General features: G+C 54.0%; 26 protein-coding genes. All 26 read right to left on the bottom strand.

Annotated features, from left to right (window positions below):
- Nucleotides 1-2 precede the first annotated feature (2 nt).
- The 26 genes from ccmE to PsAD46_RS13515 all read right to left on the bottom strand — a co-directional run bounded on the left by ccmE (nucleotide 3) and on the right by PsAD46_RS13515 (nucleotide 22,356).
- Nucleotides 3-476 carry a cytochrome c maturation protein CcmE gene (gene ccmE, locus PsAD46_RS13640; protein ID WP_082830659.1) on the bottom strand — a complete coding sequence of 158 codons (474 nt, stop codon included), beginning with the start codon at nucleotides 474-476 and terminating at the stop codon, nucleotides 3-5.
- 155 nt (nucleotides 477-631) lie between these two features.
- Nucleotides 632-1,792, bottom strand: coding sequence for a c-type cytochrome biogenesis protein CcmI (gene ccmI, locus PsAD46_RS13635; RefSeq protein WP_063293223.1), 1,161 nt, complete (start codon nucleotides 1,790-1,792; stop codon nucleotides 632-634).
- Nucleotides 1,793-1,930: 138 nt separating this feature from the next.
- Nucleotides 1,931-3,397, bottom strand: a complete 1,467-nt coding sequence (locus tag PsAD46_RS13630; protein ID WP_063293224.1) for a hypothetical protein — start codon at nucleotides 3,395-3,397, stop codon at nucleotides 1,931-1,933.
- A gap of 208 nt (nucleotides 3,398-3,605) precedes the next feature.
- Nucleotides 3,606-4,037 (bottom strand): RT0821/Lpp0805 family surface protein, encoded by a 432-nt coding sequence (locus PsAD46_RS13625; protein ID WP_208980734.1) that lies wholly within the window; start codon nucleotides 4,035-4,037, stop codon nucleotides 3,606-3,608.
- Nucleotides 4,038-4,259: 222 nt separating this feature from the next.
- Entirely contained in the window at nucleotides 4,260-5,681 is a 1,422-nt protein-coding gene (locus tag PsAD46_RS13620; protein ID WP_063293226.1) for an ATP-binding protein, read from the bottom strand.
- Nucleotides 5,674-6,339, bottom strand: coding sequence for a response regulator transcription factor (locus tag PsAD46_RS13615; protein ID WP_057465896.1), 666 nt, complete (start codon nucleotides 6,337-6,339; stop codon nucleotides 5,674-5,676). Before PsAD46_RS13615 ends, PsAD46_RS13620 begins: the two co-directional genes overlap by 8 nt.
- Before the next feature lie 191 nt (nucleotides 6,340-6,530).
- A complete protein-coding gene (locus PsAD46_RS13610) occupies nucleotides 6,531-6,824 on the bottom strand; it encodes a PepSY domain-containing protein (RefSeq protein ID WP_208981842.1) in 294 nt (97 codons plus the stop codon).
- Nucleotides 6,825-6,961: 137 nt separating this feature from the next.
- A complete protein-coding gene (locus PsAD46_RS13605; protein ID WP_063307146.1) occupies nucleotides 6,962-10,840 on the bottom strand; it encodes a glycoside hydrolase/phage tail family protein in 3,879 nt (1,292 codons plus the stop codon).
- A gap of 18 nt (nucleotides 10,841-10,858) precedes the next feature.
- Nucleotides 10,859-11,299: a peptidase P60 gene (locus PsAD46_RS13600; protein ID WP_063307145.1), complete on the bottom strand. Its 441-nt coding sequence runs from the start codon at nucleotides 11,297-11,299 to the stop codon at nucleotides 10,859-10,861.
- A 2-nt stretch (nucleotides 11,300-11,301) separates the two neighbouring features.
- Complete coding sequence (locus PsAD46_RS13595; RefSeq protein ID WP_063307144.1) at nucleotides 11,302-12,189, bottom strand: DUF2163 domain-containing protein; 888 nt, start codon at nucleotides 12,187-12,189, stop codon at nucleotides 11,302-11,304.
- A gap of 22 nt (nucleotides 12,190-12,211) precedes the next feature.
- Entirely contained in the window at nucleotides 12,212-12,856 is a 645-nt protein-coding gene (locus tag PsAD46_RS13590) for a DUF2460 domain-containing protein (RefSeq protein ID WP_193776949.1), read from the bottom strand.
- Between the two features lie 210 nt (nucleotides 12,857-13,066).
- Nucleotides 13,067-13,612 (bottom strand): phage tail tape measure protein, encoded by a 546-nt coding sequence (locus PsAD46_RS13585; protein WP_063307143.1) that lies wholly within the window; start codon nucleotides 13,610-13,612, stop codon nucleotides 13,067-13,069.
- Nucleotides 13,609-13,836, bottom strand: coding sequence for a phage tail assembly chaperone (locus PsAD46_RS13580; protein ID WP_063307142.1), 228 nt, complete (start codon nucleotides 13,834-13,836; stop codon nucleotides 13,609-13,611). Before PsAD46_RS13580 ends, PsAD46_RS13585 begins: the two co-directional genes overlap by 4 nt.
- Complete coding sequence (locus PsAD46_RS13575) at nucleotides 13,833-14,183, bottom strand: gene transfer agent family protein (protein ID WP_063307141.1); 351 nt, start codon at nucleotides 14,181-14,183, stop codon at nucleotides 13,833-13,835. The genes PsAD46_RS13580 and PsAD46_RS13575 overlap by 4 nt, the downstream gene beginning before the upstream one ends.
- Before the next feature lie 10 nt (nucleotides 14,184-14,193).
- Complete coding sequence (locus PsAD46_RS13570; protein WP_063307140.1) at nucleotides 14,194-14,610, bottom strand: phage major tail protein, TP901-1 family; 417 nt, start codon at nucleotides 14,608-14,610, stop codon at nucleotides 14,194-14,196.
- Nucleotides 14,611-14,634: 24 nt separating this feature from the next.
- Complete coding sequence (locus PsAD46_RS13565) at nucleotides 14,635-15,042, bottom strand: DUF3168 domain-containing protein (protein ID WP_208981841.1); 408 nt, start codon at nucleotides 15,040-15,042, stop codon at nucleotides 14,635-14,637.
- On the bottom strand, nucleotides 15,029-15,367 hold the full coding sequence (locus tag PsAD46_RS13560; RefSeq protein ID WP_063293235.1) for a phage head closure protein: 339 nt from the start codon (nucleotides 15,365-15,367) through the stop codon (nucleotides 15,029-15,031). The genes PsAD46_RS13565 and PsAD46_RS13560 overlap by 14 nt, the downstream gene beginning before the upstream one ends.
- The gene (locus PsAD46_RS13555) at nucleotides 15,364-15,936 is read right to left on the bottom strand and encodes a head-tail connector protein (protein WP_193776948.1); all 573 of its coding nucleotides are present in this window, start codon (nucleotides 15,934-15,936) and stop codon (nucleotides 15,364-15,366) included. Before PsAD46_RS13555 ends, PsAD46_RS13560 begins: the two co-directional genes overlap by 4 nt.
- Before the next feature lie 32 nt (nucleotides 15,937-15,968).
- A complete protein-coding gene (locus PsAD46_RS13550; RefSeq protein WP_084404421.1) occupies nucleotides 15,969-17,300 on the bottom strand; it encodes a phage major capsid protein in 1,332 nt (443 codons plus the stop codon).
- A gap of 82 nt (nucleotides 17,301-17,382) precedes the next feature.
- Nucleotides 17,383-17,808, bottom strand: coding sequence for an HK97 family phage prohead protease (locus tag PsAD46_RS13545; protein ID WP_063307139.1), 426 nt, complete (start codon nucleotides 17,806-17,808; stop codon nucleotides 17,383-17,385).
- 25 nt (nucleotides 17,809-17,833) lie between these two features.
- Nucleotides 17,834-18,013, bottom strand: a complete 180-nt coding sequence (locus tag PsAD46_RS13540) for a hypothetical protein (RefSeq protein WP_063307138.1) — start codon at nucleotides 18,011-18,013, stop codon at nucleotides 17,834-17,836.
- A gap of 51 nt (nucleotides 18,014-18,064) precedes the next feature.
- Nucleotides 18,065-18,253, bottom strand: coding sequence for a hypothetical protein (locus PsAD46_RS13535; protein ID WP_063307137.1), 189 nt, complete (start codon nucleotides 18,251-18,253; stop codon nucleotides 18,065-18,067).
- Nucleotides 18,246-19,424 carry a phage portal protein gene (locus PsAD46_RS13530; RefSeq protein ID WP_063307136.1) on the bottom strand — a complete coding sequence of 393 codons (1,179 nt, stop codon included), beginning with the start codon at nucleotides 19,422-19,424 and terminating at the stop codon, nucleotides 18,246-18,248. Before PsAD46_RS13530 ends, PsAD46_RS13535 begins: the two co-directional genes overlap by 8 nt.
- Nucleotides 19,425-19,642: 218 nt before the next feature.
- Nucleotides 19,643-20,929 (bottom strand): terminase family protein, encoded by a 1,287-nt coding sequence (locus PsAD46_RS13525; RefSeq protein ID WP_063307135.1) that lies wholly within the window; start codon nucleotides 20,927-20,929, stop codon nucleotides 19,643-19,645.
- Nucleotides 20,907-21,419 (bottom strand): hypothetical protein, encoded by a 513-nt coding sequence (locus tag PsAD46_RS13520; protein WP_063307134.1) that lies wholly within the window; start codon nucleotides 21,417-21,419, stop codon nucleotides 20,907-20,909. The genes PsAD46_RS13525 and PsAD46_RS13520 overlap by 23 nt, the downstream gene beginning before the upstream one ends.
- 457 nt (nucleotides 21,420-21,876) lie before the next feature.
- Nucleotides 21,877-22,356, bottom strand: coding sequence for a YcgN family cysteine cluster protein (locus PsAD46_RS13515; protein ID WP_057465880.1), 480 nt, complete (start codon nucleotides 22,354-22,356; stop codon nucleotides 21,877-21,879).
- Nucleotides 22,357-22,410 lie beyond the last annotated feature (54 nt).

Genomic DNA, 22,410 nt, shown 5'->3' with positions numbered 1-22,410 from the left:
TTTTAGTTTACTTTGGTGCTTTGCTCTGCGGAGGCGGCCTGTTCCTCCTCCATCCAGTGGCCATCTTCCTTCAAGGTCTCGTAGACCTCTTTTGGCATATAGCTTTCATCATGCTTAGCCAGAACTGTGTCTGCAATAAAGACACCCTTCTCGTTCATGTGACCTTCAGCGATGATGCCCTGTCCTTCACGGAACAGATCTGGCAAAATGCCCTTGTAAGAAACCGGAATAGCTTCAGCCTGATCGGTTACACGGAAGAGGATCACTGAGCCTCGGCTCTTATCAAGAGAATCATCTTCAACCAGACCACCAAGACGGATGCGTTGCCCAACTTCAACTTGCTGTTCAGCGATGTCGCTTGGGCTCTGGAAATAAGTCACGCTGCTGGAGAGTCCATAAAGAACCAAGCCGACAGCTGACCCCAGCACCAATCCCGCAAGACCAATAAGCCCGAGTCTTTTTTGTTTACGTGTCATACTCGTAGTTCCGTAGATACGTTGCCAACTAATGCCTTACGGCGTTTGTATTCTGCAGCTCAATAGAACATCAAAAGAAGCTCTATCTCTTTGTCCTAGGCATATCTTATTTCCGAAAACCGCTTGGCATTCATCAAAGATATGTAACCCCTGCTTTATTCGACAGGGCTCAAATTCAGGCTCGTGGCCAGTTGGTTGATCTGTTCCAGTGCAGCTGCATCGTCCTTGAGATTTTGCTTTGCGCGGGCGACTGCTTTTGCGGCCTCCACCTGCTCCCCGAGGATAATGCGGGCCTGTATCAAGCGTCCCCACTCGGAAACAGAACCACCTTGTTCATTAAGGCGTTCATCCAGCTGAACAACCATCTGGTTGATCATTTCATTGCGATCTTCCGCACTCATCTCAGCTGCTGCTTCAACTTCATCAGCAGAAGGTCCTGCAGGCTGTCCAAGTGCCGGGATTGCCGCAGCCTCACCAGATACAACAGCGCCTCGTGCGATCAGTTCATCACGCTGTGCTTTTGCCGCGTCCACCCAAGGAGCATTTTGATCTGCAGTCTTCAGCAGAGCATTCCAGGCAGCCAGCGCTTCGTTTATCTGGCCCTTCTGGCCCATAGCCATTGCCAGATAGTAGTAGGGTTGCAGCATTTCAGGCTTAGCAAGATTGATCCGACGCAAAACCTTTTCAACTTCATCGGACACTTGTCCTTCATTTGCGAAAATGCTTGCTTCAGCCCAACCAACCATAAAATCGAGATTTTCAGGGAACTGGCTCAACGCCTGCGCATAGGCGCGGCGAGCCTTATCAAACTGGCTCGTACGCATGTAAACAGGTGCGATTACAGCCCAACCCTGTCCGTCGTTGGGGTTTTCTTTGAGGTGATCCTCAGTCCTGGCAATCAGAACTTCAAGATCAGCCTGCCCTGCGGTTTCAGCCAAACGCTCAGCGCGTGGCTGGTCAGGGATTTCCGGAGAACCGTATTGTAAATACATACCTAGCGCTGCCAGAGGTATCAAAACAACCGCTGTCAGCTGCACAATGCGCATGCGCATTTTAGAGGGAGCTGACTGGTGGTCTCCCTGGTTTTGCTTGTGCGCGGCTAACAAGCGACGCGACACTTCAATTTTGGCGGCTTCTGCCATGTCCGGCGCGATTACACCGCGCTCAAGATCTTTTTGTATTTCTTCGAGCTGGGCACGAAACACAGCTTCATCATTGCGCTCATCAGGACTAACCTTGGGAGAGCGAGCCAATGGAACGAGTACGGCCAATGCGACCGCCGCCGTCAAAATTGCGAGAACTAACCAGAATGTCATAGTGGCTTAAATAGACAGGTTCTAAATGTGAAAGGCAACAGTTCCCCCCCTGCGACGGGCAGTCGCACAAGCCATATACCCACAAAATACCTATGAAGTTGCACTTATTTTCTAAAAGACGCATGCACTACTAGGGGGTTAGGCGGCATCTTTCAGATAAGTCTTCTGCCTGCGGATGAGGTTCGCGGTGTCTTCCGGCTCCAGCGAGATCTCACTCATCGAGATTAAACGGCTCAATTTTCTCGAAATTTCGCCATAATTCGGAAGGTTTTCAGTCTTGTTTTGCTCGTCTTTGGGAGCTGTCAAAAGCTTCTCGGAGTTGCGATCGATGAAACGTTCGACATGATCTCTGGTTGAGATTTGCAGCTCGTTCAAGCCAAGCACACCTGCATATTGCGACGCTAACTTGGCGAGTTTTAATCCCCTCAAACATTTGTGATATGCGCGCTGAATCTGCACCAGCCGATAACCACCCTGCAAATCTGCAAGGTCAGGTTTTGTTTCTGAAGCAATTGCCTCCTCCAGTTGTGCCGGAAGGTTGCGCAGTTCATCGCGTAGCAGAATACACAAACGGTTTTTGAGCTGTACTGCGCGTTGATTCCATTGACCACAAGCGCTGAAGCCTTCAAGGTCTTCCAGTTCCTCAAAATGCAGCAAGCAGGCGTTGGCTGCTTCCGGAAGCCCAACAATGGCCTCCTCTTCCATGCGCCAACCTTCAACGACAGACACACTTTGCTCCAAAGAAGACAAAGCAAACTCTATAAAGGCTGCGTAAGGGGTGCCCGTAACATCTTTCAGAGCAGGAACAGCAGCTAGGGTTTGAGCCAGTTTAATGAGATCAACAGGCGCTTCGTCCAGACGAAGGAATGACAGCGCTGCAAGATAATTGGCCTCAGCTCTGTACTGCTCCATATGGGCACGCATGTTTTCCAAACTGTTACCGGAGGTCATGGACAGGATGTCTTCTGCAAAAGGTGGAGTGTCTGCTATCACCTTTTCCCATGCAGGCGCTCTTTCCAAAATTACCAGAACGTCACAGAAGAAATCAAAATTGACATGGCCTCCAACCTTGCGGCGAAGCTTTGTCTTTATCTGAATGTCTTGATCTGCTGCTTCCAGCTCTTTTTTTGCAGCAGCAACCAAACGCAGACGGAGACCTTCAGCGCATGTATAGAGTGCTTTCTGGATAGTTTCGTGGGTCGTGGGCAAATCTTGTTGCTGACACAGCTCTTCCAAGGCCTCTACCGCTTCGGTAAACTCATTAGAAAGAAGCACCTGGCGCATGTAGGTCCAGAGCGGCTCCATTACTGTGGCATCGATCCGACCTTGTTGTGGCGTGCTCAGCGGTATTTGAATGAGGAATGGTTGAAGGGGGCTTAGAATTGCGCGCTTGAGTGGCGTATCCAGAGACAGCTTATTCTCAGGAATGTAGGAGGCTTCACCAAGGAGCCTGCGAATAGTGAGCAGCATGAGTTCGGCATTTGGCACGGATGTTCCGCTTTGCACGGTATCATCGACAGACCGTTCCAACATCCGCAAAGCAGATTGAGACAAGGCTCCTAACACCTTCTCCATTTGCAATGCTTTATGGTTGACCTCGTGCATCCAAATCTCTCTGGTACTCAGCTTTACACTGGTTGAGCTTATACACGCTCAACCCTCACAACTCGCAGCAGACGACAACTGCTAAAATTGTATTTGTTGATCAAAACTATCGGCGGAATTGCTTAATCAAATCTTGATAAGCAGCCTTTTCCGCATGCGAAAGGTGTGTTTCCTTCAGCAAAAACTGCTTATAGCGAGGGATTTTGGGCTAATTCAGCGCTGCCCAGCGCTCACCGTCCTTACAGGCCGCACCTTTGATCAGCTGCGTTTTCTCATCATACGCAATGGTATGTTGGAAATCGCGGCAACGGCGGTCATTCACGTAATAGACCGGACCAGACTTAACTGTGCCTTGCGCGCCAGAGAATCGGTTGCGCCAGACAACTTTGTTGCCTGCATCAGAGGCATTCAACGCTTTGCTCTGTGCTTTATAGACGGTGTCGAGGTCACCGCTTCTGAGCAGTTGCTTCAACTCGCCTTCTGTGGCGCTGTCGATTGCAGCCTGAGCTGCTGCATTCTGCTCACTATCAGAAGACCAGAAACCGAAAATAGATGAGGATTCGGCATCGGTTTGAGCACTGGTGGCATGATCAGATGTCGCACAGCTGGCTAAACCGCCAACAACGACAGGTAAGACCATCAGTTTTTTCCAGTTTCGCACCAACATGCATCCTCTTTGTCGCTTTTGCGACTTATCCGTTTTCGGAAAGGCTCTTTGTCCCTTCCAAGGTCTTCCAGTAAGGCCTCAAACCAAAGCAGCGTCATTAGCTTGAAAACGCTATCGTGGAGCAACCCCTTAAAACACAGTTACACTTACTATCAGGACTGTTTGAAACAGATGCAACCCCTGCCCCAAAACAGATCAGATTGTCAGAGACGGCAAGATCACCGTTGCCTTCAATCCACCTAACTCGCTATCACCAAGTTCAAATGAACCACCGTAAATACCTGCAATGTCAACAATTATGGATAAACCCAAACCCGTTCCTGGAACAGTTTCATCCAATCTTTGCCCTCTGCGCAGTGCACGTTTTTTCTCTTCAGTCCCCAACCCAGGGCCATCATCTTCTACGATCAGAGCGATGAGTGACGCAGAGGAATTGTTGCTTTTCAGCGCCACTGACACTTTTTTATCACACCATTTGCAGGCGTTATCCAACAAGTTCCCAAGGATTTCTTCCAGATCTTGTTGTTCCCCGCGGAACAACAGAGTCTCATCCATATCAACCGTGATCTCCGGCTCTTTGTCGCGATGGATTTTTTCCATAGCGCGCGCCATGCGCGACACGACAGGAGCAGCCTCACATGATACTCCGATCACCCGGCGCTGAGCCGCCATTCGTGCTTTTTCCAGATAGTGCTGAACTTGCCCTCTCATAAGATCCGCTTGCTCCGAAACCTTCAGGGCGAGCGGTTCATCTGAACTTCTAGCCTCGTTGGTAATGACAGAGAGAGGCGTTTTCAGGGCATGGGCAAGATTTCCCACCTGAGTTCTGGAGTGTTCCACTACTTCTCTATTTGAGTGGATGAGAGCATTGAGTTCAACAGCGAGCGGTTTCAGCTCTTTTGGCAGATCTTCCTGAACTTCTTCCTCTTTTCCCTGACGGACCCGACCAAGGCTCTCCTGAAGTTCTGTTAGCGGCCGCAAGCCAAAGCGCACCTGCAGGAAGATGGCGGCGACAAGACCAAGACCGAGAACGCCCAGCGTGATCGCCGCTTGCCATGCAAAGGATGCGGTACTTTCACCAAGCTCTCGCGTGCTTCCGGCAACTGCAATTGTTACAGGTTGGAGACCACCAAACTGGATACGCTTTTGCAAGAGGCGCAGATCGCGACCAGCTGGGCCAGTGATATTTTGTTTGAGTTCCAGTTCGCCCTTCATGTTTTGCAGGCGCAGCGTGTCACCAAAAAGAGATTCGCTTTCAAACAGAACTTTGCCACCGCGCTGTACGGTCCAGTACCATCCCGACAGCGGCATGTTAAACCGTGGATCACCGATACGGCTTAATGCAGGGTTCTTCTGCTCTCCTTCCGCAGCAAGCGCACTGACAATTGCTGTCATGTGGACTTCAAGGCGCTCATCCAGTGCTTTCTCACCCGCCTCACGAAACAGAGCAACAAGAATAGCACCCGCAACCACAAGACTGACAACAGCCCACAGGCCTGCAACAAAAATCAGACGCCATGCCAATGACGCCTGTTGCTTCTTGCGAATGAACCTGATGGGGTTCCAGTTGAGCAGCCCCTGCAAGTTGTTGGTGTCTGCGCTGTTCTTATCAGGCATTTTCTTCCTGTAACCTGTAGCCCAATCCACGCACGGTCTCGATCAGTGAACTACCAAACTTCTTGCGCAATCGGCCTACAAACACCTCAATGGTGTTGGAGTCGCGGTCAAAGTCCTGATCGTACAGATGTTCAACCAGTTCGGTCCTGGAAATCACTCGGCCTTTGTGGTGCATGAGGTAAGACAGCAGGCGGAACTCGTGAGAGGTGAGTTTTACGGACATGCCGTTTTTCGTCACTTTGCCTGCTTTGGTGTCCAGAACAATGTCGCCAATGGAGATCTCGTTGGAGGCCAGACCGGCGGCGCGGCGCACCAGTGCCCGCACCCGTGCCAGCACTTCTTCCATGTGGAAGGGCTTTGCAACGTAATCATCTGCGCCAGCATCAATGCCAGCGACTTTATCGCTCCAACGATCACGAGCCGTCAGGATAAGGACTGGCATGGAATGGCCGTCTCTGCGCCAACGTTCCAATACGCTGAGACCATCCATCTGCGGCAAACCAAGATCCAGAATGACAGCATCATAAGGTTCAGTATCGCCGAGGAAATGGCCTTCCTCGCCATCATATGCTTTGTCGACAACGTAACCGGCGTCTTCCAACGCTTCAGACAGTTGTCTGTTCAAATCCCGATCATCTTCAACGATCAACATTCGCATAAGATCTACCCCACACAAGCACTCAGGCTCATAAAGCAGTTCAGACTGCTTTAATTTTTCAGTTGCGCATTCCTATCTGAAAACCGTTACCCACTTTTCAGATAGGAATGCGCAGTATCGCCTAATATCGCTTCCAAAATTCGTTCAAATTCAGGCAGAAAAATCTCTATCCAGAGTTCTTCTCAGCTCGGTTACAACCGGCGCCCAGTTCGTGCATCCAGCGTCACTTGCGAGACGTTGCCGTTGTTGAGTACGGACAGCACATAGACCAACCCCCCTCCTCGCTCACAGAGTTTGGCTGAAAGTATCTGCCCATTGACCCGCAGCGAACCCAAAGGTCGCGCCTGACCGCTGGCAACAGCTTGCCTGGTCTGGCTGGAGGACAAACACGCGGCCTGCGCAGGTGCAGACCATGTAAAAACCGTTGCCGCCAAAGCCAGTGCCATCAATGAGCGAAAAAAGAGGTTGTGGAATTGGTGTCTCATAGGGCGTCTTCTAACTGGCACTGGCTGAACCTCACATGAACGAGGTGTTATATATTTCAAAACAAAGACCTAGCAGATTCTCTGGGGTCTGTGATGTTTCTTGGCTTGGTTTGCAAATAATCCGGTAAAAGCAATTGTTAAAGTGTTACGCTCGCCAAGCAATCTGAAGTTGTCCCCAAACCGAATTTCGTTGAGTTTTGAGCAACTTCACAGGCCACCAGATGCTGACCTGCTCCAAATAGCGATTGCAGCTGGGTTTGTGGGATTGTCAGGCTTTCCTGTGTGGCCTCGTATTCACGCAAGGCTGTTCGTTCATTTTCGCCTTCATCCTGACGATAAAGCGTGACAGAAAACTGAAGTTTATCCTCTTGGAGGGGAATATCTGGCGTTGCCCAACTGTCCGCCTCCCATCTGGCTCTGCGAATCCATTTAAGTTCCAAATCCCCATTATCTGCTTGGCTTGCACTCAGATGAACCGGTGCGAATGGTTTAAGTGAGCTTTGTTTTCCGGCATGGCTTGTGTTCACGGCCCATTTAAAGCCCAGAGGTTTGCCAGCTGGAACGACACGATATGAGAGCGCAACATCAGCTTTGTCGCTGGTCCATGGCATTTTCAGCAGGGATTGATCTAACAGGATGAAATCAGCGTTCTCAGCGCTCGACGAAGCAACCAGATGCTCCGTACCCAATTGTCCTCTGAGCAACTGCGTGAGTTTGTAGGTCATGGGGGCGATCAGTTCTGCTTTACAGAACTGTATCACTTCCCACTCATCATTTTTGCGAATGGCACAGGCATTTGCGCCTGACAGCACATCGAGTAGCATTCGGCTTTGTAACTGGCCTCCGTAGAGTTTTACGGTGATATGAGAGACCAAATCCCATCGCCAAAGTGGGCCGGGGCTGAGAGGTTCTTGCAATATGCCCATGGTGGCTGGTTCTGTCACCTGCACTAGCGGTGTGAATTCTTCACCTGAGCTGGAGCTGTACAGCTGATAGGCACTCGGCCAATTCGCATTGTAGATAGCGACCACCGGGCTTCCATCATCCGCTCCCTCACTGTGGAACCTTGGCAAATCCAAGACGCTGACAATTGGCGGACCTGAGGTGGTGTCGTTGAAAGATCGTTGTGATGATCCCTCCGTGACTGCTGCAGCGATATTAGGATATCCGTTGAGCCGTATGGCCTGAACGTCCAGATGAGCACCAGATGAGATCTGATCAATCCGGCACTGAACGGAAGTGGTGCCATCACCCAGAAGCTCGCCGGGAAGTTCAAGCACATCCCCCGGTCTCAGAGCAATTTTACTCAGAGCAAGTTTAAACTGAAGGGCCTCCCGATCCAGCCACACGCTCTGGTGCATTTTTTGAACCAGCTTTTTGGCTGAGGAGAGCGAAGCTGTGATGGGGAGCTGGATATTGGAGGTGCGCCTGTCCATGCCTTCCAGACGGCGGGAGGAGACGACGAGAGGCTCATAATTGTTATTGGGGTCCATTCCCCGCAGTCGGAGTTCAGCTGGCAGGTCGCTACCATCATTGCGGCTGATGGAGATGTAGCCCTCCTCCTCTTCAGCTTCCAGCAGGTCAGCAAGGCTCAGTTTTCCATAATCTGTGGCCTTGGCGTATTTGGGGAGGATGGCCAGATGGGTTCCGCGATCAACGGCGATGCCTCCGGCGAGTTGCAGGACGGGAGAAAGCGCAGAGCGTAAGGACGTTGGGCCTGTCACGATCAGGCCTTCGAGGGTTTCGCCCAGTTCAGCGATCTCTGTCAGCTCTTGGGTGTGTCCAAAATCATCACGCATGGTACGGATGAGGCCTGAGAGAGAGGTTGCACCGAGACGACCTGTCAGCCAATGGCCGAGCTGCCAGTTCTGACCATCTGCCCAAACATCGGAATATGTCGGGAACTCAGGGAACGGGCGGGCGTCCCATGTCCAGAGGAAGGCGTTGTCCGCATCGACCATCGTACCTGCGTAGGCACTTGAGGCTGGATTGTCGCCTTGCGGCCAGTCCGGATGGTCTGTTCCCCAATAACTGAGGCTTGCTTCCAATGCGCGACGCTGGACAAGGTCATCCTGCCGCCCGCTGGAGAAGTGCGGCAATGCGCTTTCGGCAGATTTGGGGTCCACGAAGACATTGGGCTGGTTCGTTCCTTTATCTACTGCAGGAAAGCCGAGTTCGGTGAACCAGATGGGTTTGGATTGCGGCACCCAGGGGGTTGGCGTGTTCTGTTCAGCACTTGCAACACGTTCAAAATGTTGGTTCTGCCACCAGTTCTGAAGGTCCTTTTGCCGGAACACCCATGGCTTGTTGTAGGCTCCGTCCGTAATCGGGCTGCGGGTTTTCTCAGCTCGGTCTGAGTCATTGGCATAATACCAGTCGTAATATTCGCCGGAGGCTACTCCCTCCCGAAGGTCCTTGAGGTTGTAGGCTGTTTGCGGGTCATCGTTCTGACGCAAGTCCGATAATGGCAGGTAGTTATCGATGCCGACAAAATCGATGTCTGCATGTGCCCAGTGCGGATCCAGAGGAAATCGCAGGTCACCGGATTGAGGGGTGTGGCCCGCGTATTCACTCCAGTCGGCTGCGTAAGAAAGTTTGGTCTGACTGCCGACAATCTGACGGACCTCAGTGACCAGTGTTTTCAGGTGATCAACGAAAGGAAACGTGCCGCCGCCTGCCCAACATTGGGTGAGACCGCGCATTTCTGAGCCGATGAGAAACGCTTCCACACACCCGGCCTCTTTTACCAAATTGGCATAGTGCAGGATGAAACGGCGGAACCGCCAGTCACTGCCTAAGCCGACAAAAGCGTCTATCTGAGGCGTAACTGCGCTGGTTCCCTGCTGCGTTCCGGGTTGTCCTGCTGCGATGTCAGAGGTGATGCGTCCGCGCCAGGGGAAGCTGGACTGCTTGGTTGCGCCATATGGGTCGGGCAGCTGGTTATCATCGGGGATGTCCATCATCACGAACGGGTAGAACATGACGGCAAGGCCACGGCGCTTTAGTTCCTTGATGGCTTCAGTGACGGAGGCATCGGAGGGCGTGCCACCATAGGCAGGTCTGTCATTGATGCGGGAGACCTCCTGCGCTTCAGCGCGGGTCAGGCCTGCAACGCTCCAGTTCTCAGGTAAGTGCTTTGTGGTCTGGTAGGTCACTTTGGGCTGAATGGTGCACTGGGAAGCGCGTAGGTCATCGCCAAACCAGGCGACGACAAGCGCGACGCTTTTCAGGTTTGGGCACAGTGCCTGAAGTTCATCCAAAGAGCAGACCAGATCGGTTTCCTCTCCCTTGCCATGGCGGTTGACGCTCCGGGTGTTGCCGGGGGCAAGTTCCTCGATGACTTCCTGCGGATGGTAGGCGAACTCGCCTGCTCCGGGGATGAGCGTGACCGCCTTGATCTGCTGTTCCAGTGGTTCAATGGAGCGGAGCACTTCGAAGGCGAGTTGAGGGATCCGATTACCGAACTCAGTCAGCGGGAGACGTTCGAACACCACATACGCGGTGCCTCTATAGGCTGGTGCAGTGCCTTGCTTGGCTTCTATTAGGGGGTCCGGTTGTTGCTCTTCTGCCCCCAGATACACCCTCATGTTAATTGCGCTGGTGTCCAGCTCCGTACCGTTGGCCCAGACACGGCGTACTGCGGTGATAGGGCCTTCACAAAGGGCGACGGCGAAATTGGCGAAGTAGCTGTGGCTGGTGATACTGGTCGATGAGCCAGTGGATTTTCCACCCTGCTTTTCTTCGGAGACCACCTCTTCGAGCCGCGTTGCCCAGATGATGTTGCCAGTCACGCGGACACGGCCATAGACAAAGGGAAGAGATGCGCCTTCAGCTGCGGTTTGCAATTGCAGGTCGCCTAGCTTGCCGACAGAGAGTTCCCGGTTTTCACCGAAGATCTGCTGATCGATCCACGCCCCGCCAATAGCCCCCAGCGTTTGTCCTATGATAGCGCCGAAAGGGCCACCGACTGCGCCGCCAACGGCTGCACCAACACTTGATAGCACCATTGTTGCCATGGTCCTGTCCTTTCCGGATCACTGACTTGAGAAAAATGAAAAACGCCCTGCAATCTTGTTGCGCCACATGGGCACCAGCGGGCTTTCAACCACTCCCACCGCCTCGTAGGCATGGATGAAGCGGTCTTTGCTGGTCATGAAACCGAGATGTTTGCAGGGAGACTGCGGTGCCCAGCGAAACAGAATGACCTCCGCTGACCTTGGCTTTTGCAAAGGGCCTTGCACCTCGTTCAGATACTGGTGCGCAGCAATGAGCAACTGGTCTTCGCCGTTCAGCTCCGCCCATTCAGGTGCGTAGCTGGCGGGAACGGGCGGCTCGGTATGGTGCAGAAAGCGATAGAGGCCGCGGATAAGGCCAAGACAATCGCAGCCGGCACCTTTGGTTGTTGCCTGATGCTGGTAAGGCGTTCCGACCCAGCTGCGCGCTTCCTTCAGGAGGGTTTGGGGAGACTGCTGCATGATTACCCCACCAGCTTTTCGCCGTTGTTGGCGGCAGATTGGCTTTCAGGTCCGGCAAGGATGAAGTCGTTGCCCGGCATATGAGGAAAGCCCCGGAAGTTCTCGGTGTTCTGGAACTTAGTCTGGCAGCTGCTCCAGCTTTTATCGCAGCCTGCGGAAACGGACGCGAATAACGGATAAGTTTGCTCCAGTAACAAGGGTGCCCAGAGCGTGAGTTTGTGCTTGCCTTGCTCAATGAGGTGACTGGCAATGCGCAGGGGTTGATTGGCGTAGGGGCCGGATTGAAAGATGAGCTTGCCGAAGGACCACCAGTCTGTGCCGATATCGGTGTTGCCTTCGATGACCAACCGATTGCCGCCTTCTTTGCCTGTGATACTCACTTGTCTTGTGTAGGCAACGGCGTCCAGACTGATCCTGCAGTTGGTATCTCCCAGATCTGCATGACATTGGTGGGAGAGCTGCCTGCCTTTTGGCTCAGAGAGTTTGGTGGCCAATGAGCGGAACTCGGCGCGGAACACATCGGCATCTCTTGTGATTTCACCAAGGGAGCCGCGCCGGAGCAACTCGTGCTCCTCCGGGTTTTGCCAGTTGACCAGATAGACCTCGACTTCGGCATTGTCCCAAAGACCCGCACTCAACTCCTTCTCGTTTAAGCTGTCAGAAGAGAGGACGCCCAGCGCTTCTTCCTGTCCGGCTTGAAAGTCAGATTGAGCCATGGCCTGAGTGCCATCCAATCCGATGCCGGGTTCATAGGTTTTACCGAGCAGTGTGATTGGATGGTCGTGGGTGGTGAAACCGAGGCTGAGATCGGATGGAGCGGTTAAGCGCCAGCAGTAGGCCACGGTTGTGCCCTCACCGGTCAGGTGTTCTTTCAAAGCAGCATTGAACATGGGTTTGCTCGCAGAGTTGGTTTCAGATGAGAAGTTCGACGAGTGGGATGGATGGCACCTGCCCTGCCTCAAAGTGCAAGAGGTTGATTTCCAGCTGGTCGTTTTCAAAGCGTGTGGGTGTGTCGAACAAGAAGCCCGCCGTGATCAACTGATCGTTTGAGGGAATGTGACCTGCCTGAAATTCAAGATTGCCTGTCAGAGGATCGAGAAGCACATCACTGCCGACGGTTTTCAATTGACCGGCGACCGCAACCGAGACAGTTCCTGCCACTGGTTTCGTGATTTTGCGCTGCCAGGCAACGCTTGCTGCTCCCACTTGCTTGATGAGTTGGAACGTCTTTATTGTCCCGTCGCCAGTTCCGATCGTCACATCGGTTGCAGATGGGCTCGCATCAAAGGCGCAGGATTTATGATCCATGGGGTCACGAAACCGGAATCCGCAGAGGCGACCCCCCACTTTTTCGAAGAAGGAGAGCACTCGTTGCAGGTCTGCCGCGCTGCGCAATCCGGTTCCCACATCAAAATGCCGTCGCGTTCCCTTCCAGATGGCGTTTCGGGTTTCTGCGCCATTGAGTAACCTTGTGACCTGACTGCGTTTTTCTACTCTGACAGAAGCCCCTAGGGAAATTCCAAGTGGGAATGATTCATCAACAAAACATGGTTGCATTTCACCCTCCTGTTTGACTTGGCTCAAGGCTGGGCGCCCGCGAAGCATCTAATAGGTTTGACATGGGAAAGTTATCTGCGTGATTTGCGTAGACCCGTTGTCGATGCTCCTCCCTCTTTGCAAAGCAACGGATTTTTCCAAAAAGTTTGCTACCACCGTCCGGTAGCAAAGCCACGTCGGTCCTTGAGTCCCTCCTCTTCAATGCCGACGTCATAGCCCGCGTCGCCCCCGTCCGGTGGCGCGGGCCATTATCATCGCAATCTGCCCCTGAGATCTTTCAAAGCTGCGCACATCCTGTGTCGCCACATTTATTGTGACGTTGGGCTGCGTGTTGCCCGCATTCATGGCAACGCCCAGACGACCATCATTGCCGCGCTGCAAAGGCAGGATTGCCTCTGCCCCCGCCTCTCCCATCACCCCCAAGCCCGTGTTGCCTGCCGCGAACATCGTCGTGCTGGAAACAACACCGCCTTTTGCAAAGGGCGTCACGCCTGCCACATTACCAATAGCTGATGAAATTCCAGCAGAAAGCAGGTTTTCAAGTGGTTTTAAGGCACTGTTGAGAGCAGAGCTGGACATGTTGAGCGCGACTTGTGAGAGGATCGATTGCAGGTCTTTGCCAGAGGTGACTGCGCTTTGCAGGCCTTTGCCAAGCTCTGAAGAGAACTCTTTGGCAAGGGCGTTGACCTCCTGCATGGTTGTTTCCAACTCACGCGCGTCTTCTACATTCAGCGGTTTATTAAAACTATCGGTCATGGTGTTTGTTGATCCTCTTTGTCTGGAAACTGGGCCAGCAGCCCTTCCAGTACACCTCGTGTGATCGTGCGGGCATTACGGGTTCCCGGTGGAGTGAAAGCCATTTCCAGCTCAACCAGTGTTGATTGCCAGAAGGTGGGCGGTGACCAGCCAAGCTCCCGGCAGGCTTTGTGCATCAGGTCATGCCAGGGCACCGGTTGGTTTTCAGATTGCTCATGCTTCACGATTGAGACTGCTGAGGTGGAGAGAACGTGGCGACCAGGAGCTCACCTGCCAGCTTGGCAAGGGCTGCAACGCCGCCTTCATGGGAGAGTTCTGCGACTTCTTCGTTCTCAATGATAAGTCCACCCCCGCGAAGGCCTGCACCGAGCACTTTGATGATGTCGGCAGCACTCAGCTGCCCAGAGGAAAACCGCTCGGTCAGCTGCTGTAATGTGCTGCAGCTGAGCGCGTCCTCCAGCTCTGCCAGTGCCCCGAGAGTGAGCACAAGAATGTGCTTTTGACCGCCAAGGTCTGCGAGGACTTCACCGCGCCTGCGATTAACACCTCTGCCATAGGTTTTAGGTGGCATCCTGTACTCCTCAGGTTAGCGGGGTGAACGTGAGAGCCCCGGCGGATTCCAGCGAGATCTCGAAGGTGACTTCAGATCGGTAGTCGCCGGAGTATTCCAATGCAGACAGGTGAAACGGGCCTTCCAGTGTTCCAAAGCCGGGCAGGATGACCTGCCATGTATGCAGCTCTCCAGCAAAGAAAGCGGTGCGGACTTTTTCTGCGGATGCTTTGTCGCGAAACAGGCCACTGCCAGAGAGCGAGGCGTGGCGGGTGGAGGCTCCTGCCAGCAGCTCGCGCCAGCGGCCTGCGCTTTCGGCATCGGTGATATCAATGGGCGTGGCGTTGAGGGCGAGGCGTCTTGAGCGCAGACCTGCCACGCTTTCAAAGGTGCCATCTCCCACTGTGTCCAGTTTCAACAGCAGGTCTTTTCCGGCCTGAGCGACCATCTGTTTTCCTCTCAAAGGTTGGTGTTAAGCAGTCTTTTGCAGCAGGACGGAGAACTTGATGCGTCCGTACCATGTGCGACCATCGCCCAGACGGCGGCAGCTGGTTTCAGTCATGGTCAGGCCTGAGGTTTCAAGTCCGGCAGGTGACGTGACACCCGTCTCCAGCAGTTCGTTGAAGATCTGGAGGATCTCCTGGGTTTGAGCCCGGTCTGCATGGCGGGAGTAGATGCCTATGGAACCTGTGAGCCTGCCGCCGTCGTCCAGATGGCCTGTCAGCAATTGTGTGGTGACAGCCTCCAGCGTTGCATAGGGCAAGGTTGCTCCCCTTGGCACGCCGTCAAACACCCGCATTGGATCTCCCAGATAGGGTTTTAGCGATGCCTTGGCGTGGATTGCCTGAAACAGGGCTTTGCGGAATTCAAGCTCCCCCATCATCGCCCTCCTCTTGCTCACAAAGGATTTGCATGAAGGGCTCCTGCTCTGAGTGCGGGAGAACTGCTTTTACCCTGAGGCTCTGTCCATCCCGCTCCACCCGCCAGCCCTCTGCCACATCTGTGCGGCGGCGGAGGGTGAGCGTGAGCGGGTAAGCGCTGGCAATGCGGCCTGCCACGGTACTCTGTGAGCCAGTGGATGCCTCTACCAGCCCCCAGACCATGGCGACTTGCTGATAGCTTTTGGTGATAGAGCCATCCGTGCCGTTGGTGATCTCAGGTCTAAGCAGCAGCAATGGCTCGTTGAGTGTGCCTGCTGCTCTCATATCCTGAGCACCTTGTAAGGCGAGAGTGCTGCCTCGAAGCCGTGGGGCATGAGGCCTGTGAGGCGATCTTCTTCCAGCATGGAGCGGCGCTCGTACCAGAAGCCGACCAGCATCAGAATCGCGGTTTGCAGGCCTGCGGGAACCGAGGTTGCTGCTGAGCCGTAGCCAGCTTTGAAGTCAACCTCGATGCCGTTGAGGTCTCGCAACGGCCCAACCGCGCCTGCCTTGAAGCGCAGGCGGGCGGGATTTCCGGCCAAATCCACCTGATAGTTCGACGCTGGCACCAGCTGTTGGTTGCCTTCCCTGTCATAGGTGTAGACCTGCAGGATCTGTGCGACCGGCGCGACAGGCAGGCGGATCAGGCGGTCTGGTGAAAGATCATCCAGAAGCAGTCGCCACTCCTGTTCTATAAGGGCCCGCCGTGTGAGTGTCTCCACCTGTTCCCGTGCGGCTTTGATCAGACGCTCGATCAGATCATCCTCGTGGGTGTGGGAGACCCTGAGCTGCGCATGCGCCTGGGCAAGCGAAACCGGCTCCAGAGCCGGTGGCACTGTGAGTATAGCCGTCACGGCGGCTCCTCCTCGATTGTTGTTGAAGATGATTAGGCGCTGAAGTTCAGCAGTTTGTAGGCGTCGAAATCCATGATGCCGCCGCCGACGCGCTTGGTGATGTAAAACAGCACGTTTGGTTTGCTGGTGTACGGATCACGCAGAACAGAGATGCCGACGCGGTCCACCACCATGTAACCACGATGGAAGTCACCAAACGCGATGGCGTATGGATCAGAACCTGCGGTCATGTCCGGCATGTGTTCAGCTTCAGTGACCGGGAAGCCCATGAGGCTTGGGTCTGCGCCTGCAGCTGCAGGTGGTTGCCAGATGTAGTTGCCCTGCCCGTCCTTCAGCTTGCGGATGGCAGCTTGCGTTCTGCGATTGAAGAGGAAGCGGGCGTTGCGGCGGATGGCGGTTTTGACCCCGTAAATCAGCGAGATCAGCAGATCGCTTCCGTTGGAAGAGGGAAACGCCCCTGCCTGTCCTGTCTTGATGGACCCGATGGAAAGGCCCGTATCATCCAGCGAGCCGTGAATTGTGCCTTTGAGCAGTCCTTGCGGCTGACTGGTGCCGTTGCCATTGAGGAAGGCGGCGGATTCCTTTTCTGCAAAGACCGTTTCCACCTCTTCCGCCAAAATTTCCCCGATGTTGACCGCTGCGTCGTCCAACAAGGTTTGGGTGACGGCTGGCAGAGCAGAAAGCTCGAAGATCTTTACCTCCCGCATCTCAAATTTCATTGCGTTTGTGGGCGTGCTGCGGACATCGGTTTCGCCTTCCCAGTCCGCATCCGGGTTCACCGTCACAACGGGACGGCGGTAGGATGCGCCTGAGATTTTGCGGTTGGACGCGATAGAGCGGATGGGGGACAGGGCCGTGATGCGGCGCAGGATGTCCGTTTCCAGCTGCTCCGGCACCAGATATCCGCCATCGCCAGCAGTGCCGGAGGACATGGCCTTTTGCTCCAGCGTTTTAAGGCGGGTCTCCTGCCCGTCACGCATGTAGGTCTCAAACGCAGATTTGTGCTCCACCTCAGCTGATGGGCCGCCGGTGGTTTCTGGCGTTGAGCGCGGCAAGCGCTGGGATTTGAGTTGAAGCTCATTCAGGTGGCGCAGCTGACCGTCGATAATCTCGTCCAGACGGGCCAGTTTTTCGTCCAGGAGCACATCCGAGCCGGATTTTTGCTCCAGCTCAGCCAGGCGGATGTCGTTGGTCTGGGTGTACTCAGAATAAGCGTGGTTCAGCTGGTTAAAGCTGCCAGAGGCCTCCATTCCGGACACAAACTGCCCTGTTGCCGGGCCAGAAAGTGCGGGATGAGCTGATTTTCCTGCAGCTTCCCTTGCGAAGTCTTTGGTTTCCAATGCTGGATTGCATGTGTTTTTCATAGGATTATTTTCCTCGTAAAGCATATAAAAAACTGCGGCGCCGATTGGAACCACAGATCGTACTTTCAAATAGTCAGAAGCTTCAGGAGACCATAGTCAGCCGTGCTGATGGCAGCAACGGGAACGTGACCAGCGAGATCTCCCAGAGGTCTACTGCCAGTACATCCCGTCTGCCGGTTTTGCTGTTGCGCTGGGCGCGGCGGGTTTTGAAGCCGATGGACAGTCCGTCCAGAATACCCGTTTGCACCATGGCGATGGCTTGTCGGCCCTGTGTGATGCCCGGATAGAGCAAGCCCTTTACAAAGAGGCCAATGCTGTCCTCCTGAATGTGCAGCCACTTGCCGATGGGGTGAGATGGATCGTGCTGCCAGAGCATTTTTACATCCGTGAGTTTTTGCTTTTGCAGCGTATTTTGAAATGCACCTTTGCGCATCACGTCGCCGCCCTGATCGCTCAGTTCAAACCGGCTGGCGTAGCCCTCAATGGCGATGGGGTGATCTGTGTTCAAATTGATTGCCTCCCTTAGCGAGCTTTCAATTGTTTTTTCTGCCGGAGTTTGCTCCCTCCGACTTTGCTGCGCGTCGTTCCACCAATGCTCCGGCGAGTGCCTTGGTGAAGTTGGCGAAGGTTTGTGCAGGGGCTTCATTGCCGCGCTGTGTTGCTTGCTTTTTTTGCTCAACGGGCACGGCGTGTGTTTTGTGATTTTGGGTCAAGGCTTCACCTTCAACCTTTCAAATTATCTCAACAGTTAGAGTGCGCAGTTTTCAAAGATCAATGCGCAGCAGCTGGTTGAGTTTTTCCAGTTCACTCATGAACTCCTCGAACCTGCGATTGAACCGGATGACTTGCTTTAATGCCCACAAGAGCAGTGATGTGGAAGTGCCTGCCCAGGCACCAAGCGCCACATGGGCGAGGTCCCCTTTTGCAGCGAGCGCTGCCAGTAACTCATTCATCTTTACCCTCCGCCCCATATCCAACGGCGATGCGTTTTTCATCGCGGGAGAGGAAGTCTGCTGCGGTGATGCGATCCCACAGTGCTTTGCGTTCCAGCGCCAGCGCTTCGACAGCATCGAGATCCAGCTCCAGCGTGACCTGCTCGTCATAGGCTGCAGAAAGCCAATTGGAGAGCTCGGAGAGAACCCGCGCGGCGAGTGGCACAACCGTCAGGCGCCAGAAGGCACGGTTGGCTTCCTGATAGTTGGCGTAGGTGTTGTCTCCCGGAATACCGAGCAGCATGGGCGGCACGCCGAAGGCCAGTGCGATTTCACGGGCGGCGACATTCTTCAGCTCAATGAAGTCCATATCCTTGGGCGACATGCCCATCTGTTTCCAGTCGAGCCCGCCTTCCAGCAGCATGGGGCGGCCAGCATTTTTCGCACCCTGATAGGAGCTTTCCAGCTCCTCCTTGAGGCGGTGGAACTGGTCGTCCGTCATGTTCATCGCATCGCCTGCACCATAGACCAGTGCACCGGTTGGACAGGCGGCATTATCGAGCAGAGATTTGTTCCACTCTCCGGCTGCATTATGAATGTCGAGGGCAATTTGCGCGGCCTCGATGGGCGCGAAGCCGTAGTGGTCGTTGAGCGGGTTGAAGAGCTTGATGTGCAGGACGGGCTGGACCTTGTCACCGGGCGCTTTGCGCAGTTCCACTTTGCGGCCTGCCACCTGATACTCGTAGGCCTCCACCCAGCCTGCGTCATCCACCAGCACCTTCATGCGGTCGGGCCTGAGAGCGTGGAGTTCGCGCGGTGCGCCTTCCAGCGAGACGGCCTCTATATACGCATTACCGGAGACCAGCAGGAAGCCGTAGACCTCCTCCAGAAATGAACGCCGTGTTTGCATGGGGGTGGGCTGGTTCAGAAGTTCCATCAGGGGATGGGCTTCCAGCTCTTCATCGCCCACTTTCACAGTGAGGGACACGTTTGCGGCGGCTTCGGAGATGAGCCGTACGCATCTGTAGGCGATAGGATTTCGTAAATACCCTTGGTTTATAAGTGATTCATAGTTGCGCGGGGTCCAGACGGCCCCTTCACTAAATCGCATGAAGGCGACTGATTTTGCCCGTGATGCCTTTTGCTCAGTTACTGGTGAAAAAACTGAATCAAGAAGTCTGCGTAACCCCATGAGATCAGAGTCCTTTTCGCTCTAACTTAATGTTTTGATTCATGTATTTGAGTGCACAAAAGCTGTTTGCTTTTGGTCTGCCTTGATAAACAGCTTTAACTCATTTTCTCGCGTATCCTTATCCGAAAACCGGTTCCCACTTTTCGGCGATACACGGAGGGCTAATCCTCACAAACAGATTCAAGTTTGCGAGCTAACCCTTCAAATTATTGGTGTTTTTACAGTTTGCGCAGGCGTGGTTTGCCTGCCGGGCGGCGGTTGAGTTCTGTTATGGCCCAAACCAGTGCATCCAGCCGATCTGGTGATCTTCCGTTGCTCAGTCCACCACCCCCAAAGTCGGAGAGTTCATCTTCCAGCTCAGGAAAGACACCGCAGTGATGAACGCGCCCTTGCTCGTACAACAAGGCGACTGGCTCTGCTCTGCGGCGTTTACTTTTGGTTGCGTGGACGGACTTTACCGGCACGCTGGCATCGACACTTTCAATGACCTCACGCACCATCTCGCCACCCTGATTGACCTCTGCCAATAAGCAATCCGCCTCCAGCTCATGATAGAGTTTGATGGCTTGCTCAGCCCATGCAGCGGGGCGCAGGCCCTGGGCGGTTCTGTCTCGCAAAACATACAGATCACCTGCCTCTGTGATACCTGCTGCGACGATGCCACAGGAATCTGCAGTCCTGCCTGATGTGGCTGGCGGGTCCACGGCAACAACAATGCGCTTCAGTTCGGGAGCATCCCGCACCCGGCCCATCTCGAACCATTTGCGGGCGAACAATGCGTCTTCCCGGTCTTCAATCAATTCGCCATCCAGCTCCTGCCGACCCAATCGCGTGCCACCATACCGCTCTGCCATTTGCAGCAGAAACACCTCTGCCAGAAACGCGGCATTCGCTTTCGTTCCGGCCTTTGTCACCACGGTGCCTTTGTCTTGCAGCAGCAGTTTTAACAGCGGCGTGGACTTAGGTGTTGTGGTCACCAGTTGCTGTGGCTGCACCCCAAGACGCAGACCAAACTGGAGCATGTCGAAGGTTTCTGTTGCGTTGCTCCACTTGCCTGCTTCATCACACCAGGCGGCATCAAACTGGGGACCGCGCAAAGCCTCAGGGTCTTCTGAAGAAAAGGCCCGAGCGACCGCGCCGTTCGCCCACTCCAAACGGCGCCGTGATGGGTTCCACTGCGGCTTGTGGCCTGCCGGGTGGACGGTGAGCAGACCGGAAATGCCTTCGATCATCACCTCCCGCACATCTGCATAGGTTTGCCCGACGAGCGCAATATTGCCAGCCGCCGGACCAGCCCATACCTCCCCAGCAACCTTGCCTCTGACCCATTCTGCCCCTGCTCTGGTTTTGCCTGCACCGCGTCCGCCCATAAGCAGCCATGTGGTCCAACTTCCCTCAGGCGGTCGTTGATGGGCGTGCGCGAACACCTGCCAGTTATATTGAAGATAACTCAGTTCATGTGCATTCAAGGAGGCGACAAAGTCATGAAGTTTGCCCTGCGCCACACAAGCTTTCAATGCGCCGCGAAAGCTGTTGTCGCATCTGGTCATCACTCACCTCTTCTGCGTTGTCCTCACCGTGTGCTTGCTGCAGGTCGATCAACATATCCAGAGTCTTGGCGAGGCTGGTAATGGCTTTTGCTGTGGCATCCATCTCTCCCGCTGCTGATTGCGGGTCGCCGCTTAGCTTTTTCAGTTTGGCTTCCAGTGCGCTGACCTGCTTTTCAAAGGCAGCATAAAGTCGGGCAATCAGGCGCCTACGTTCTTCCGGCTGAGAGCTTGCAAGCTCCTGCGCCAGCTCCCACTTGCGCAGCCATCCTTCTCGTTTAATCTTGGTGGTGATGGTGCTGCTTGGCAGGCCTGTTTTGCGAGCGATATCAGCAATTGAGATGGCCTCTTCTTCCACCATGCGGCGGACGACCTGCCAGACCTCTAATGGCACACGCAGTCGTGCTGCCTGCTCATCCTCCTGTTGGGGCTCTTGCTCCTCCGCCATCGTTCCTCCTGTCGCTAAAGCTGTTTGTGCATCTTGATCCGAAAACCGGGTCCCACTTTTCGGCGATACGCTGTAGGCACAAAAAAAGCCGCCCATTGAAACAAGGAGCAGCTGGTCAATTCTCTAAAATGTAGTGCAGATAGAAAGGGCAAGATTGCCTCTACAGGCACCGTCACACTTTCTCTAGCATGCCAAAACCCTATCAAAACAGCGGTGCGCTGTCAAGATTATATTCCTAAGGCAAGTCGTCCAAAGAGGCATGGACACTTATCCCCGTTTCACGTTAGGATTGAAACTCGTTCAACTTTAAATAAAGAAAGCTGTAAGGCTTTGATGCGACATTCAAAAAAGCGCAGGCCCAGGGGCACTGCGCTGGCTTTACAATTGCTTTGAATTTTGACTTATACCCGCTTCTCACCTGTGGAGAAGTAATTGAAAATAAACATATTTTGCAGGATCAGTCTTTGGTGTATTCCTCATCCGGCCAGTCGACGAGATAGTTTTCGAACTCTTCTGGCTCCATTCCATCTTCGCTGATGGTTTTGTCTTGGACTGAGATTCCGGCGTCATGCACGCTTTGCGGATCTTTGGAAACAAGCGGATGCCACCAGTACAGATCCCTGCCCTCACGGATTAGACGATACGCACATGTTGGCGGTAACCATTTCAAAGTTCTTACAGTTTCCGGCGAAAGCTGTACGCAATCGGGCACTGTGTCGAAGCGCTGTTCATAGTTTTTGCACCTACATGTGGTTCCATCCAGCAGAGTGCACGCAACGTTTGTCCAGTAGATTGCGCCTGTGTCCCAATCTTCAAGTTTGTTCAGGCAGCAGCGTCCACATCCATCACAGAGTGACTCCCATTCTTCATGGGTCATCTCATCTAGGGTTTTGGTCTGCCAGAAAGGGCGGTGACTCTCAGAGTTTACGGATACCATTTATGTCGTTCTCATTGCAAAATTCCGATGGGAATATCGCGAGGATGTCGCTTA

This window comes from Pseudovibrio sp. Ad46, assembly GCF_001623065.1.
GTDB lineage: Bacteria > Pseudomonadota > Alphaproteobacteria > Rhizobiales > Stappiaceae > Pseudovibrio.
Note: the sequence above shows the minus strand (reverse complement) of the source record. Positions and strands in the feature narration are given on the sequence as shown.

Coding starts and splice junctions, on each gene's coding strand:
- ccmE (WP_082830659.1), bottom strand. CDS start 476: ATGACACGTAAACAAAAAAGACTCGGGCTTATTGGTCTTGCGGGATTG.
- ccmI (WP_063293223.1), bottom strand. CDS start 1,792: ATGACATTCTGGTTAGTTCTCGCAATTTTGACGGCGGCGGTCGCATTG.
- PsAD46_RS13630 (WP_063293224.1), bottom strand. CDS start 3,397: ATGCACGAGGTCAACCATAAAGCATTGCAAATGGAGAAGGTGTTAGGA.
- PsAD46_RS13625 (WP_208980734.1), bottom strand. CDS start 4,037: ATGGTCTTACCTGTCGTTGTTGGCGGTTTAGCCAGCTGTGCGACATCT.
- PsAD46_RS13620 (WP_063293226.1), bottom strand. CDS start 5,681: ATGCCTGATAAGAACAGCGCAGACACCAACAACTTGCAGGGGCTGCTC.
- PsAD46_RS13615 (WP_057465896.1), bottom strand. CDS start 6,339: ATGCGAATGTTGATCGTTGAAGATGATCGGGATTTGAACAGACAACTG.
- PsAD46_RS13610 (WP_208981842.1), bottom strand. CDS start 6,824: ATGAGACACCAATTCCACAACCTCTTTTTTCGCTCATTGATGGCACTG.
- PsAD46_RS13605 (WP_063307146.1), bottom strand. CDS start 10,840: ATGGCAACAATGGTGCTATCAAGTGTTGGTGCAGCCGTTGGCGGCGCA.
- PsAD46_RS13600 (WP_063307145.1), bottom strand. CDS start 11,299: ATGCAGCAGTCTCCCCAAACCCTCCTGAAGGAAGCGCGCAGCTGGGTC.
- PsAD46_RS13595 (WP_063307144.1), bottom strand. CDS start 12,189: ATGTTCAATGCTGCTTTGAAAGAACACCTGACCGGTGAGGGCACAACC.
- PsAD46_RS13590 (WP_193776949.1), bottom strand. CDS start 12,856: ATGCAACCATGTTTTGTTGATGAATCATTCCCACTTGGAATTTCCCTA.
- PsAD46_RS13585 (WP_063307143.1), bottom strand. CDS start 13,612: ATGACCGATAGTTTTAATAAACCGCTGAATGTAGAAGACGCGCGTGAG.
- PsAD46_RS13575 (WP_063307141.1), bottom strand. CDS start 14,183: ATGCCACCTAAAACCTATGGCAGAGGTGTTAATCGCAGGCGCGGTGAA.
- PsAD46_RS13570 (WP_063307140.1), bottom strand. CDS start 14,610: ATGGTCGCTCAGGCCGGAAAAGACCTGCTGTTGAAACTGGACACAGTG.
- PsAD46_RS13565 (WP_208981841.1), bottom strand. CDS start 15,042: ATGGGGGAGCTTGAATTCCGCAAAGCCCTGTTTCAGGCAATCCACGCC.
- PsAD46_RS13560 (WP_063293235.1), bottom strand. CDS start 15,367: ATGAGAGCAGCAGGCACACTCAACGAGCCATTGCTGCTGCTTAGACCT.
- PsAD46_RS13550 (WP_084404421.1), bottom strand. CDS start 17,300: ATGAAAAACACATGCAATCCAGCATTGGAAACCAAAGACTTCGCAAGG.
- PsAD46_RS13535 (WP_063307137.1), bottom strand. CDS start 18,253: ATGAATGAGTTACTGGCAGCGCTCGCTGCAAAAGGGGACCTCGCCCAT.
- PsAD46_RS13530 (WP_063307136.1), bottom strand. CDS start 19,424: ATGGGGTTACGCAGACTTCTTGATTCAGTTTTTTCACCAGTAACTGAG.
- PsAD46_RS13520 (WP_063307134.1), bottom strand. CDS start 21,419: ATGGCGGAGGAGCAAGAGCCCCAACAGGAGGATGAGCAGGCAGCACGA.
- PsAD46_RS13515 (WP_057465880.1), bottom strand. CDS start 22,356: ATGGTATCCGTAAACTCTGAGAGTCACCGCCCTTTCTGGCAGACCAAA.